Source organism: Bacillus horti (assembly GCF_030813115.1).
Taxonomy (GTDB): Bacteria; Bacillota; Bacilli; order Caldalkalibacillales; family JCM-10596; genus Bacillus_CH; species Bacillus_CH horti.
Genome location: NZ_JAUSTY010000009.1, coordinates 24,017 through 37,559 on the forward strand (window position 1 = coordinate 24,017; position 13,543 = coordinate 37,559).

Annotated in this window: 17 protein-coding genes; 14 read left to right on the forward strand and 3 right to left on the reverse strand. The window is 39.4% G+C overall.

Translation table 11 applies throughout. The features are described from left to right. Nucleotides 1-23 precede the first annotated feature (23 nt). Nucleotides 24-1,406 carry a DHA2 family efflux MFS transporter permease subunit gene (locus tag J2S11_RS11690; protein ID WP_307394728.1) on the reverse strand — a complete coding sequence of 461 codons (1,383 nt, stop codon included), beginning with the start codon at nt 1,404-1,406 and terminating at the stop codon, nt 24-26. 193 nt (nt 1,407-1,599) lie between these two features. On the opposite strand from J2S11_RS11690, the gene J2S11_RS11695 reads away from it, so the two are divergent. From J2S11_RS11695 to J2S11_RS11760, 14 genes are all read left to right on the forward strand, one after another. Next, nucleotides 1,600-2,589: a Gfo/Idh/MocA family protein gene (locus tag J2S11_RS11695; RefSeq protein ID WP_307394730.1), complete on the forward strand. Its 990-nt coding sequence runs from the start codon at nt 1,600-1,602 to the stop codon at nt 2,587-2,589. Nucleotides 2,590-2,934: 345 nt separating this feature from the next. Beyond that, the gene (gvpQ, locus tag J2S11_RS11700; RefSeq protein ID WP_307394732.1) at nt 2,935-3,465 is read left to right on the forward strand and encodes a gas vesicle protein GvpQ; all 531 of its coding nucleotides are present in this window, start codon (nt 2,935-2,937) and stop codon (nt 3,463-3,465) included. 28 nt (nt 3,466-3,493) lie between these two features. Then, entirely contained in the window at nt 3,494-3,760 is a 267-nt protein-coding gene (gvpA, locus tag J2S11_RS11705; RefSeq protein WP_307394734.1) for a gas vesicle structural protein GvpA, read from the forward strand. A gap of 63 nt (nt 3,761-3,823) precedes the next feature. Then, nucleotides 3,824-4,111, forward strand: coding sequence for a gas vesicle protein GvpO (gvpO, locus tag J2S11_RS11710; protein ID WP_307394736.1), 288 nt, complete (start codon nt 3,824-3,826; stop codon nt 4,109-4,111). Nucleotides 4,112-4,149: 38 nt separating this feature from the next. Continuing rightward, nucleotides 4,150-4,920, forward strand: a complete 771-nt coding sequence (locus J2S11_RS11715) for a GvpL/GvpF family gas vesicle protein (RefSeq protein WP_307394737.1) — start codon at nt 4,150-4,152, stop codon at nt 4,918-4,920. Then, the gene (locus tag J2S11_RS11720) at nt 4,917-5,180 is read left to right on the forward strand and encodes a gas vesicle protein GvpG (protein ID WP_307394739.1); all 264 of its coding nucleotides are present in this window, start codon (nt 4,917-4,919) and stop codon (nt 5,178-5,180) included. The genes J2S11_RS11715 and J2S11_RS11720 overlap by 4 nt, the downstream gene beginning before the upstream one ends. A 4-nt stretch (nt 5,181-5,184) precedes the next feature. Then, the gene (locus J2S11_RS11725) at nt 5,185-6,012 is read left to right on the forward strand and encodes a GvpL/GvpF family gas vesicle protein (RefSeq protein ID WP_307394741.1); all 828 of its coding nucleotides are present in this window, start codon (nt 5,185-5,187) and stop codon (nt 6,010-6,012) included. Next, entirely contained in the window at nt 6,009-6,269 is a 261-nt protein-coding gene (locus J2S11_RS11730; RefSeq protein WP_307394742.1) for a gas vesicle protein, read from the forward strand. The genes J2S11_RS11725 and J2S11_RS11730 overlap by 4 nt, the downstream gene beginning before the upstream one ends. Continuing rightward, nucleotides 6,256-6,552 (forward strand): gas vesicle protein K, encoded by a 297-nt coding sequence (locus J2S11_RS11735; protein ID WP_307394744.1) that lies wholly within the window; start codon nt 6,256-6,258, stop codon nt 6,550-6,552. The genes J2S11_RS11730 and J2S11_RS11735 overlap by 14 nt, the downstream gene beginning before the upstream one ends. A 4-nt stretch (nt 6,553-6,556) precedes the next feature. Further along, the gene (locus J2S11_RS11740) at nt 6,557-6,913 is read left to right on the forward strand and encodes a gas vesicle protein (protein ID WP_307394746.1); all 357 of its coding nucleotides are present in this window, start codon (nt 6,557-6,559) and stop codon (nt 6,911-6,913) included. Next, the gene (gvpT, locus tag J2S11_RS11745) at nt 6,894-7,640 is read left to right on the forward strand and encodes a YtxH domain-containing protein (protein WP_307394748.1); all 747 of its coding nucleotides are present in this window, start codon (nt 6,894-6,896) and stop codon (nt 7,638-7,640) included. Before J2S11_RS11740 ends, gvpT begins: the two co-directional genes overlap by 20 nt. A 25-nt stretch (nt 7,641-7,665) precedes the next feature. Then, entirely contained in the window at nt 7,666-8,070 is a 405-nt protein-coding gene (gene gvpU, locus J2S11_RS11750; protein WP_307394750.1) for a gas vesicle accessory protein GvpU, read from the forward strand. A gap of 188 nt (nt 8,071-8,258) precedes the next feature. Then, nucleotides 8,259-8,642, forward strand: coding sequence for a VOC family protein (locus J2S11_RS11755; RefSeq protein ID WP_307394752.1), 384 nt, complete (start codon nt 8,259-8,261; stop codon nt 8,640-8,642). A gap of 289 nt (nt 8,643-8,931) precedes the next feature. Then, complete coding sequence (locus J2S11_RS11760; protein ID WP_307394754.1) at nt 8,932-10,518, forward strand: alkaline phosphatase family protein; 1,587 nt, start codon at nt 8,932-8,934, stop codon at nt 10,516-10,518. 53 nt (nt 10,519-10,571) lie between these two features. Here J2S11_RS11760 and J2S11_RS11765 read toward each other — a convergent pair whose 3' ends face one another. Continuing rightward, nucleotides 10,572-11,282 carry a DUF421 domain-containing protein gene (locus J2S11_RS11765; protein WP_307394756.1) on the reverse strand — a complete coding sequence of 237 codons (711 nt, stop codon included), beginning with the start codon at nt 11,280-11,282 and terminating at the stop codon, nt 10,572-10,574. Nucleotides 11,283-11,659: 377 nt separating this feature from the next. Continuing rightward, the gene (locus tag J2S11_RS11770) at nt 11,660-13,195 is read right to left on the reverse strand and encodes an ATP-binding protein (RefSeq protein ID WP_307394758.1); all 1,536 of its coding nucleotides are present in this window, start codon (nt 13,193-13,195) and stop codon (nt 11,660-11,662) included. Nucleotides 13,196-13,543 lie beyond the last annotated feature (348 nt).

The window sequence follows — 13,543 nt, forward strand, 5'->3', positions numbered from 1 at the left end:
CTAAGGTGTTGCAACGAGTCCTTTCAGGTAGCGTGGTTAGCTGCTTTATTTTCCTCCTTTAGAAAGCATGCCAAGATAAGACCAATGAGCGCAAAAATTGCCATCAGAATAAAAGCATAAGTCGTTCCCCAATAAGCTCCAACTTCATAAGGAGTTCCCATAACCGAGGTAGTCATACTAACGATAGAAGAAAATACAATAATTCCGAAGATTAATCCAAATTGACGCACCGTGTTAATAATAGCTGATCCATGTGAAATATCAGTATTTTCAAGAGCATTCATACTCACGGTTACAAGTGGCATGAGAGTAAATCCAAATCCCATCATAAACACACAAAAAAAGATCATAATCCAATAGGGCGAGCTTTCCATTCCTATCGTAATCATTAAAATTAATGAGGTGAATGTCAACGAGAATCCCATTAATGCTATTTTCTTACCTCCATATTGATCATACAAGTTACCGGAGATAAAGGTTACAACCGATAAAATAATCGTTCCGGGAACTAAAAGTAAGCCTGATAGGAAAGCGCTTGTGCCCAGGACCTCTTGGGAAAACATAGGAAGTAATGTCTCCATAGACAGGAGAAGCATCATATTAATAAATATTAAAAAAGTTGTTAAACGGAAAGTTGAATTGCTGATTAATCTAAGATTTAGCACAGGCGTTCTTAAAAGCAATTGTCGGCGAACAAAAAGGAACAACGTAAATATACCGATTAATAACGGAATGATCACCATCACATTTATAAATCCAACTACACTGATATTACTTAAACCAAAAACAAAAAATGAGAATCCCAGTGCAGAAAGCATAATTGAGAAGAGATCAAGTTTTGTGTCTTTTTTCCCTAAAACATCTTTCATGACAATGAAAGCCAGCAATAGCACTGCACATGCTAGTGGCAGTAAAACCCAATACAAAGCACGCCAATCAAGTAAATCAATAATTATACCGGAAAGAGCTGGAGCACTTGCAGGAGCCACATTAACAACAGCTCCCAAAAGTCCCATAGCGAATCCTCGTCGCTCATAGGGAAACACGGTCAATAAAATTATCTGCACAAGCGGCAACATCATGCCACCACCTATGGACTGAACCACTCTTGAAAAAATCAATTGACTGAAAGCCACGGAAAGGCATCCAATCAGTGTTCCCAGTACTAAACATCCGAGTGAAAAGATCACAAGAGATCTAGATGAAAATTTATCCGCTAGATATCCGGTTAAGGGTATAAAGATAATAGTGGTAAGTAAAGAGGCGGTAGTTAACCACTGAACTTGCGTTGTATTTACATTAAATTCTTTCATAATAGTTGGATAAGCAGTGATTAATAAGAATTGGCTAAACGTGAATAGAAAAGCTGCAGAAATGATGACAATAATGACGCCCTTATTTTGCACGAGAACAAAACCTTTCTCTGTAAAGTAACAGGTCAATCATAACATCTTACTCATTCCTTGTGGAGTGCTTGGTATAGGAGGGATTCATTGAAGGAGAAGGCACCAAATCTACTATTCGATCTTTTCTAAGTCTAAGGATTATAATAGTAAGATATTATTTTAGTGCTTCTCAGAGAAAGGAAGAATGTTACATATGAAGCTAGGCATAGTAGGAGCAGGAAAGATTGTTATAGATCTACTGAGTTTCATTCATGAGATTCCTGATATATCGGTGCAGGGGATATGTGGCACTTCAAAAAGTGAACATAAGCTAAGAGATTTGCAGCAGCAGTACGAAATACCTGCCATCTATACAGACTTTTCTAGAATGCTGGAGAATGATGTGGACACAATTTATGTGGCTCTACCGAACCATTTGCATTTTCCCTTTGTTAAACAAGCGCTGCTTCGGGACAAGCATGTGATTTGTGAGAAGCCGTTTACCTCTAATTTAGAGGAATTCTTGGAGCTACAGGGCTTAGCAATGGAGAGGGGCCTTATTCTTCTTGAGGCGATTACAACTCTACATCTTCAGAATTTTAAACTGATTAAAGAATATATGGATTCGAATTCTCTTGGAGAAATTAAGATTGTGCAATGTAACTACTCTCAATATTCCTCTCGTTATAATGCCTTTAAGCAGGGAAACATCCTGCCAGCTTTTAATCCAGATATGTCTGGTGGAGCGCTAATGGATATTAATATTTATAATATTCACTGGGTAGTAGGGTTGTTTGGAAGTCCGAAGAGGGTCAACTATCTTCCAAATATGGAGAGGGATATCGATACGTCTGGAGTACTGCTTTTAGATTATGAAAGCTTTAAAGCAGTTTGTGTGGGAGCTAAGGATAGCACTGGAAACTCTTTCTGTAGTATTCAAGGGGATCAGGGGACGCTTCAAGTAAATAGCCCAGCTAATACATGTGAATCCTTTGTCTACACTTTGAATCAGCAGGATTCTGTAAATGTAAATCAACAAGCCCATGCACACAGAATGTATGAAGAGTTCGTTAAGTTTGAACAGATCATTGCCAACCAGGATACGGAGACAGTCAAACTATTACTTGAGCACAGTAGAAGAGTTATGGAGGTCGTACAGTTGGCGAAAGATTCAGCTGGTCTTAGGTTCGCACAAAGAAAGTAGAACATTGGAAAGCGTAAAAGGGAAAACCTTACGTACAGTTTGATGAGGAGGAGCTGGAATGAGAATGGTGACCTTACGACCGTCAAGAAAATTTCAGTTCTTTACTCTACTATTCGGATTTTAGAGTGATCGATGGCAAAGTCAATATCTAGGCTGAAATGAAGAGAAAGGGATAACGGTATACACACAAAAAATGACCCAACAAGTTTACGATAATTAATATCTGAATATTCTGTATATAAAATAAGACATGGATGGGTTATGTTTGTTTCCTGTAACTTGCATGGTTTATTTTTTTTAATCGGTGGTAATGACATTATATGATCTTGAAAGGAGGACCGTCGATTGAGTAAACCATCAAAGAGCGACTCCAAAGAATCGTACTCTGGAAATGAAGAAGCAAGCCTTGCTGAGAAAGCGAAGAAGGGTGTCAAACAATTGACCGACAAAATCATCGACAAAACCCCTGAAAATGTTAAGGATAAGATCAAGGATAAATCGAAGGAGTGGTTCTTGGAGCAGCTTAAATCCAACTTTCAAGAGGAAGTTCAAGAAAAAGCGGATCATGCTGCGGACAAGCTGGAGTATGTGAAAGAGAACAATGCTGAAACAGTCCATAGCTTGGCGGACAAAGCCAAGGAAAAAGTTCAGGATGTCATGTTAGATGTTCGGGACAAGCTGAAAAAAGTTAAGGAGGCTGGGGAGGAGTTTCAGAATAAAATTAACTCCAATTCATCCAGATCCAGAATAAAAGGCGTTAATGAGATCAAAGGCATCAGCCAGATCAAAAGCGCACATCGTATGAAAGGCATCCGACAGATGAAAAGTCATCAGAACGTGAAAGGATATGCCCAAATCAAAAAACTAGGCTCTTAATTAATCAATAGAAAGGAGAGAAAGTAATATGAGTATACAAAAAAGTACGGATAGTTCCAGTTTGGCTGAAGTTATTGACCGCATATTGGATAAAGGTGTCGTTATTGATGTGTTCGCGAGGGTCTCTTTGGTCGGCATCGAGCTAATAACTGTCGAAGCCAGAGTCGTCATAGCCAGTGTGGATACGTGGTTGCGTTATGCAGAAGCGGTTGGTTTGCTCCGTGATGAGGTGCTGGAGGAAGGACTGTCTCATGAACAGTCCACTGATCGTGGAAGTATGCAATTAAGTATCTAATATGTAAGCCGGAGCTGATGGGCTCCGGCAGTTACTATCTTACAAGGGAAAGTGTGTGAGCAGATGATGGAAATTAAAAAGATAATACAAACGACTAACGATTTTTTTGAAGAACACATTGCAGCCCCCCATAAAATAACTTCGGTTGAACAGAGAAAGCAGGACGATGAGGGAAATAAAGATGAGGGCTGGGATCTTACTATTGAAGTAATCGAGGAAAAAGATTATATGAAAAGATATGCTAAGGACGAAATGTTGGGAGTGTACCAAGTGACCATGAATAAGAATTATGAGATTACCTCTTATTCACGAGTAGGTCGTAGGTATCGCAGTTCGGTTGATGACGGGTAAAGATAGAAGCAAAAAAGTAAAACGAGGTGACACTGTAAATGAATGAGAAGGGGTTTTACGTGTTTTGTGCGATACAAACAACTGAGGAAGAATTGAATATAGGTGATGTCGAGATTGCTGACAGCAAACGAAGGCTTGTATCGATTCACTACAAGGATTCAGCCCTAATTGCGGCAGAGGTTCCTTTAAGTATTTATCATCCGAACAAGGAAAACTTGATGATTCATCATGATGTGGTTTCAAGGATTATGGCACAGAACGATACGGTGATTCCGATCAGCTTTGGTCATGTATTTAAAACACGTGAGGATGTAGCTCTTCTGCTGGAGAGTCTCTATTCGCAATTTGCTGTTTTGTTTCCGGAAATTAAAGGAAAGGTCGAGCTGGGTTTGAAAATAATCGGCAAGAAGGAATGGCTGGAGAAGGAAATTCAAAAGCGTCCACAGTTTGCTAAAGTGAAAAAGACCGTTAACGGGAAAACAAAAAGCGCAGGTTACTATGACCGAATCAGGCTTGGTGAGATGGCACAGAACTTAATAGATGAATTGCGGCGGGATGTAAAAAGCAGTCTCTATGAATCTTTGAAGAAATTGTCTGCAGCTGCAAAAGCAAACGAGCCGACGAGCGAAACTATGCTGCTGAATGCTGCCTTTCTAATCGACTGCGATCAGGAGGAGAGCTTCGATAGGGAAGTAAACGAAGTATATGAAAAGTGGAAGGATAGAGTTGAATTTAAATATACCGGACCATGGGCTGCTTACAATTTTATTCAGATCAATCTTCAGATTCAGGCAGCGACGCAACGATGATTTTTAAGCTTTTCAGCGCCCCTCTCCAATTAGTGGTGAAAGTAGGGGAGAAGATTCAGGAGGAGGTAGATAAGGAGCTTTATGACCTCTCACATATTCAGCAAAAACTCATTCAGCTGCAAATGATGTATGAACTTGGCGAGATATCTGAGAAAGCTTATAAATCTATGGAGGAAGACCTTCTGATCCGTTACGAGATAGCGAAAAAGCTGGAGATGGAGCAGTGGGAAAAACGAATCAATAAACAAAAGGGAGAATAAAAAGATGTCCACATTTATATATGTTTATGGTCTCATTCCTAGCCAGGAATTAGAATACATATCCCTTCCTTCTTTTGAGGGAATGGATGGAGTTCATGCCGTCTATGCGCTTCCATGCGACACCATTACTGCCGTGGTATGCGAGCTTGATGCTGGGGAGTATGCGGAGGATGTCCTTCAGGAGCGAATGAACACCAACCTAGCTTGGCTACAGGAAAAAGCGATGCGTCACCATGAAATGCTACTAGCACTGGACAGAAAGTATACACTCATACCGATGAAGCTCTTCACGATACACAAGAGCAAATCAAGCTTAGAGTTAAAAATCGAAAACGTCCGAGAGGAAATAGGACAGCTATTTGCGAAACTACAAAACAGTCAGGAATGGAATGTCAAAATTTATTGTAACGATTCGATGCTAAGAGAAAATGTGATGCAGCATGACCCGGTTATTGCTGCAAAGGAGGAAGAAATCAGCCAGCTTTCTCCCGGGCGTCAGTTCTTTGAGAAGAAAAAACTTGACCAGTGGGTGGAGCGACACCTGGAAGAGAATAAGACCCAGTTTTGCGCACAGTTCCATGAAGAATTAAAGAGATTTGCTCTGGCCGATACAGTTAAAAGGAATTGGAGCAAAGAGGCTACAGGCCGACAAGATAATATGAGCTGGAACAGTGTCTATCTCTTGCAGGATGAAAGGATAGACAACTTCCTGACGGATATTCGAGAGAAGAAAGCCTCATTTGCTGAAGACGGATGGACGATTGAGGTATCCGGGCCATGGCCCGCTTATCATTTCGCTGAGCTTAGCGGGAAGGGTGAACTGGTCACATGAATACAAGAGAAACAATGGATGCTAACAAAGACGTCTCACTGATCGACATTTTGGATGTCATTCTTGATAAAGGAGTCGCCATTAAAGGGGACCTAATTATTTCGGTTGCTGGAGTGGACTTGGTGTATCTTGATCTTCGAGTGCTTATTGCTTCCGTAGAAACCTTGGTTCAGTCATCATTGGCAGATCCAATACAGGGTGTCACGTCTGAACAATTCGACAAGCAAAAGGAGGCGCTAATTGATGCCACAGGATAGACTTAAGAGAGGCAGAATCCATTTGGACCCTGATCAAGCTGAGCATGGTCTTGCCCAACTGGTCATGACGGTGATCGAGTTGCTCAGGCAAATCGTTGAGCGACATGCGATTCGGCGTGTGGAGGGCGGGACTTTGACCGATCAACAGATTGAAGATCTTGGGGTAGCATTGATGAACCTCGAGGTAAAAATGGATGAGCTGAAACAGATTTTCAACCTAGAGGATGAAGATTTGAACATTGATCTTGGACCTCTGGGCAATCTATTGCCAAGAAAGAAGTGATCACATGGAAGAGCGACAACTTATGCCTAATAATTCAAGCACGTTGGTAGATGTCTTGGAGAAGGTTTTGGACAAGGGGGTTGTCATTGCAGGCGACATTACCGTCGGCATTGCTGATGTTGAACTGCTTACGATCAAAATTCGATTAATCGTGGCTTCTGTAGACAAAGCCAAAGAGATTGGTCTGGATTGGTGGGAATCTGACCCCTATTTGAATTCCAAGGCGGCCCAAAACAATAATATGGATTTGGAGGAAGAGAATAAGCGACTTAATGAACGATTGCGGTTACTGGAAGATAAAATATCCGGGTTAAAAGAAACGGAAGAGGGAGGTAATAATGATGGCAGAGGAGAACAATAAAGGAAAAATCGCTCAGATTGCTGATAGTCCAGTTTATCGCTCCATCGCAGGAGGTGTGTTGGGGGCGGGGCTCGCTCTGATGCTTAAACCGAAGCTCGGGAAGAAAGTGGTTGCTGCGGCAGGATCAACTGTTTTTAAAGAGAAGAGCAAGGATCTTGGCAAAGCAGTAAAAAAGAAGGCAGAGGATATCAAAGACTCCGGTCTTGAGAAGTCACAACGAATCGTTGGCAAGGTTAAGGACACGTTTTCAAAAAACAATGAGGACCAAGAATCTGAAGTAGAGGGTAAGGTCTCTCAGGATTCGGAAGACGATGATCGTTACGAAAAGCTTGAGTCAGAAAACGAAGAAATTCAAGATCGGCTGCAACGATTGGAAGACAAGCTGCAAAGGCTAATCGATGATAACGACAAAGACACAGATAATAAAAATAAATCGGCTGATGAAGACGAAGATAACGAGGTCGATGAAGTTGAAGAAGAGAGTGAAAAAAAAGATGACGATCAAAAGGAGGAAGAAGAAGTAGACGAAGGGAACGACGAAGAAGAGAAGAAAGAAAACAACAATTCAAACAGCAAATCAAAGACTACGAAAAAAAGCTCGACGAATAAGTCCAGCTCCAAGAGCAAGAAAACATCGACAACTGCTTCAGGTGCAGGGAAAAGAAAGTCGGCAGGTAGTTCAAAAGCGGAAACATCCGTTTCAAGAGACGACGATACATCTAAATAATCTGCGGTAGAAAGGAGTAATGACCATGAATTCAACAGCTTCCAAAGACAGCACACTTGAATTTTTTGTTAAAGCGACGAATAAGCATGATTTCTCATTAGACATTACATTGAATGTAAACGGAGCAATGATATCCGGTACGACCATTTCCGCACAGGAATATTTTCAATCACTAGCCGAATCTTTTGAGGAAGGCAACGATATTTCGAAAAAATTGGGCGATCAGCTGAGTAACGCTGGGGAGTCGGCTGGGGAAGCAGACGACGATGAGATTCATTTTATTCATCTGAAGAACGTTCAAATTTATTTGGCCGACAATAAAGGCATGCCTTCCAAAGGGAAGGTTCTATGGAGAGGCAAGCTAAACGAAGTAGACGGTTACTTCCTTGGGAAAATTAAGGAGAGTAAAAGTTCAGGTAGCAAAAGTTAAAGCATAAGTTATATTTTGTAGACTGAGACACTCCGATTCGGAGTGTTTTTTTAAATATTGACTATAGGCTGAAGCATAATAAAATAGAAGTTGTAAGATAGATTAAATATTGAAAAGAAGAAATTGAAGAGTAATCAACACGAAACACTTAAGTTATAAGAGAAAATATGAAAGAGGAGTGAAATCTCATGTTTAGTAAAGTAGGCCAGATTATGTTGTATGTGAATGATCAGGATAAGGCGCTCCATTTTTGGACAGAAAAGCTTGGGTTTCATTTAATGGCTGAAGAGGATAATGGAGAAGGAATGAGATGGATTGAGGTTGCTCCTTCAAAGGATGATGCTGGGACAAGCCTTATTCTTCACAATAAGGATTTCGTGGCAAAGATGTCTCCCGAGTTGAATCTAGGTACACCTTCTCTTATGTTCTTCACAAAGGATATTGAACAACTCTACAGTGATTTATCAAATAAGGAAGTGACGGTTGGAGAACTGGTAGAAATGCCTTTCGGTCGAGTTTTTAACTTTGCCGATGATGAGGAGAACTACTTTGCAGTTATGGAGCAAAAGTAAAAAGGGTACCTGCAGATAGATTATTTAAAAAGTCGAACAGCTATAAACATTAAAAAATCCAGAAGAAAACACCTCCTTGATTTTGAGTGATTTTCTTTGGATTTTTTAGTTCTATAATTATGATTAACCAACCGTCATCATTTAGTGTAATAACCGATCTGGGAGCTTCTCCAGTGCAAAATTAAAGTTCATGACTTTGACTCTAAGAAAAAAGTGGCATGGAAGAAAATTTTTCCTTGTATATCACCGAAATTTCCGCGACAGAATATCATCAAGTGGGTGAATTGTGATGCGGAAAATTGGAAAGAACATCGTTTTGGTCATTCTTATATTGCTCTTGCTTTGTGGCTGCCAAAACTCTAAGACTAATGAGCTAGATTTAATACATATTAAATCCGCCGGAGGACAAAAAAAGAAAGTTATTGTAATGCTGGTGGACTCTTTAATGGCTCAGTCCATCGATCAAGGAATTCGTGAACAAGAGCTTCCTACTTTTCAATTTTTGATCGAGCACGGACAATATTACCAAAATTTGGTTAGCTCTTTTCCTACAATGTCGGTCACGATCGATAGCACACTGCTTACCGGAACATATCCTGATGGTCACCTTGTACCGGGTTTGACGTGGTATTCTACGGATGACCAGAAGGTAATCAATTATGGAACAGGACCGATGGAAGTATTTAAGCAGGGTATCAATTCTGTTGCTATTGATGGATTAATCCATTTGAACGGAAGGCATTTAAGCAGAGAGCTCCCCACCATCTATGATGATTTGGCGTGGCGGGGATTAAAATCAGGTTCAATTAATGGCCTGATTTACCGAGGAGCTTACGATCATACGCTGTCAATTCCAAAATGGATTCAAAGCTTCACTTCTTTAGATAAAGAAATTTCAGTGAAGGGACCGGATTTCTTGGCGTTTGGTTCATTGTCCAATCCATTAGCTAGTGTGTTAAATCTTCCCGATGGTCTTACCAATAGAATGGGGTTCAATAATAAATATGCAATTGAAGTCGCACAATATTTAATTCAAGCCAATAAACTACCGGATTTTCTGTATGTCTATTTATCCGATTTGGACCAAAAACTGCATAAGAAAGGTCCAACAGATCTGAGTGGTGTTAAAGAGGTCGATCAGCAGCTTCAATCTTTGCTACAAGCATTTGGTTCACCGGAGAAAGCTTTAAACGAAGCAATTATTATGATTCTAGGGGACAGTGGAATGACTCAAATCCTTCCGGCTGATCAAAATCCAGAAATCAAACTGCACGAATTGTTCGGAGATGCCAAAGTTTTGCGCCCGGGTGAAGCCGTCTCAACGGATACAGATATCATTCTCGCCGTCAACGAAACGATGGCCTATGTCTATCTTTTAAATAAGGATCGTTCTCTTGAAGATGTGGCAAATGGATTAATAAGGGAACCGCGTATCGATATTATAGCGTGGAAAGAAAGGGAATGGATTTATGCTATCCAAGGGTTAACTGGCAAACAGCTCAGATTCAAAGCAAACGGAAACATGATCGATCAGTACAAACAGTCATGGACCGTCGAACAGGACTATGAGGTTTTGGATCTTGAAGTGAATACTGCTGATCAAACAATAAATTATGGAGAGTATCCTGATGCACTACAACGTCTATCAGGAGCGTTAAATTCGCATGAAGGTAACTTTTTGGTTGTGACAGCAAAGCCCGGATACGAACTGGCAGACAGAAGTTCACCAACGCATAAGGGTGGAGGCGGTCACGGTTCCATACGTAAAATGGAATCGCTTGTCCCTTTAATTATTAGCGGCACGGAACACAAACCTCAATATTTACGGATTGTCGACTTAAAGACTTATTTGCTTGACCTGCTGACAAAGCAATAAACGCTAGTAACAACTATTAATGTTACTTCACTATTCTTGCCGAAACTTTGAATTCATTTGATTGTCAGTTTAGAGTACACACATACATTTTCGTTACCATCAATGGTTGCTAATTGCACGTCGCGGATTAATGTATTAGAAGGTACGAGCTTTTGCTCAAGCCATACACTGTCTCTTCCTAATTCTTTAAGTAGGGACTTATCAATTTTCCCGTCTATGATGATGGGCCTTTTGAGACTTAAGGGTTGAGTTTCCAGCTTTATATCAGATGGAGTAAGTGATTGATATGGAGATTTCAGAAAAACGGATATTGTCCCCCCAGGCTCCCACATGGCAAGAGTAACCTTTTCAACATCGTCTACCTGTTTTTTACGAAGCTCGGAAAATAGAAAATCTATAGAGATTCTTGCTGAGGACAGATTATGAAATTGAATTTGTCCATTTTTAATGAGTGTGATTGGAGATGGATCAAGAAATTGTTTGAATAATGACCACTTCAAACCAATCCACGTCGCTGCAATATATAACAAAATGAGAACAAGGGTAGTAATCATAGAGCCTGCTAAGCCTAATTTCTCGTCTGAGAGCGGATGAGCAATAATATTGCCGAGGGTCAAGGCAACAATGAAATCAAGAAGCCTCAATTGAGAAATAGAACGCTGTCCCATTAGTTTGGCAGCAAGCAATAAAAAAATAAAACTTACTGCGCCTCTTAAGACCCATTCAACGGCTGTTAATGCTTCCTGACTTTTGTAAAAATCCAATCTACACACCTTCCCGAACTAAGATTACACTAATGCTTCCAGAAAGGAGGCGAAAGAGTTTTTTGCTTGTACTATCAGAATTTAATAACTTCCAGAGGTAGATAGTATAAAAAACTAAGGCTTTCGACATGACTTGGTGATAAGCCCAAGTTTTTCTAATATAAGCGGGGCTGTTAAGTTAACAGATAATGAAAATAATATGGCTCAATGGTTTTAATTTTATACATGGAAATTAGGTCCATTTTTCACTGCGATGAATCCTCCTAAAAACGCCGTACCCATAACAAATGGATAAGGCGTTTATTTTTTTATTTTAACTTCCCTTTCAGGGACAGAGGCTATTAATATCTTATATTTTAAACATGGACTGGAACAGCCTATGAATTAGATAATATATTGAGGTCATAAAAAGCTTCTTGCAGACTCCCTTTTATTGTAGCTTTGTTCTCAAAGGAAAATTCTAAAGAGAGCATTGTTTTGACAACTTCGGGTCTTAACCCGGTAACGATAGCCTGACATCCCATCATTCTTACGCCATCTAAAATAAGAGAAATCTGCTTAAAGGCGTTAGTTTTTATAGTGCTCACACCAGAAAAATCAATAATGATGGTTTTAATCCCTAGAGCTCTAATCTGTTCAATCAATTCATCTCTAATAAAATTTGAACGAAGAATATCAATAGTCCCCTTTAGAGGAAGAATGAAAATATCATGTGAAACGGGTAAAATGTGTACAGAAAGATCCTCTATTATTTTTTTCTGTGTACGTATAAGCTCTTCATTTAATTGGGAGTAACGTTCGAATAGATGGATAAGATAAAGGTCTATTAGTTCCTCAATTCGTTTCCACAAATTATCAAATTGTTCAGTATCTGAATGGTTATTACTATACTTATAATTATTTAAAAATTCCAATACAACTCGGCGAACTGCTTGGACCAATTCCAGCTTTAATTCGAAGGGTAGAGATTGTTTGGCCCAAATACTTCCTTCACTTTTAGCAAAATCAATAATATCATGATCTTCCCCGTCAACTATATAATCTACAAGCTTATGAGTATCTTCTATTATATTGATGTTTTTAATAGGAGGTATTTTATCCATTTTTTCTTTTACAGCTCCAGTAAAAAGCTGTTTTTCGAAGGCTTCTCTATTCAGAGCAAAAAAATCTTTTATACTTTGAGTGGGATTTAAGTCTAATAAGGCTAATTCTTTTTTAGCTAAAGCATCTTGCTTCTTAGGAAAAATAATAGTAAATTTTGTCCCCACTGTTTCACTACTCTCCACATTGATGGTGGCATTATGTTGGTGCATAGTCGAGTAAACAAATGTCAAACCCATACCTGTCCCATTTACTTTGGTAGTAAAAAATGGAGTGCCTAGCATGTGAAGTTTGTCTTCTGGAATGCCATTCCCACTGTCTTCTATGGTTATTTTCACAAAGTTATGAAAGGCAACTTGGGAAATATGAATGATTCCTTCTTCAGGAATAGCCTCAATCGCGTTTTTAATCAGGTTAAATAGGGCTTTTTTTAGCAAATTTTTTTTTCCTACTATAAGCTGGCCTGGATTTCTAAAGTCTGTATGTACTTTAACTCGATAAAACTGATCCTGAAACAATTGTATTAAAGCTTCCAATTCAATGGTGATATCGATAGGAACAATAGCTTCATTTTCAAAATCTGGCTTTGAAACTTGTAGTAGGTTATGCAGAACATCAAGTGCATTTTCAAGTTCCTTCTGCGCAATTTCAATATAATTTTTGTCATATTGCTCATCAAGTAGTTGTAAAAAACCTTTTACAGCCGTTAAAGGGTTTTTAATCTCATGAGCAATACCTGCAGCAATTTGTCCGACAGAAGCGAGTTGATTTAAATGGTTGTCGTCTCTCCTTGAAGCCTGCTTCTCGTACATTTTTATTACTCCTTTCTGATATATCTGATAATTTTTTCATTAAGTATTATATCATAGGGCATTTTATACAAACTAATGGGATGCTGATAGAGTGGGTGCGTGTCATTTAGGTAGTTATATTTATTTTTCACAGCTTAGTAACAATAATAGCTCATAAGGGTCATGTTAGGAGGATTGAAAAGATGCTAGTGTAGCTATAGGGAGCTGGTAGAAAGAGAGTATTGTAAAGAGGTATCTAAATAATAGGAAGAAGATCAAGGTGCATGTCCTTCACATCGTTCAAAAGATATAGACTATAAAGGAGTAAATGGTGAGGAAATGGTTATAAAGGTAGTAGGGTACATGTGA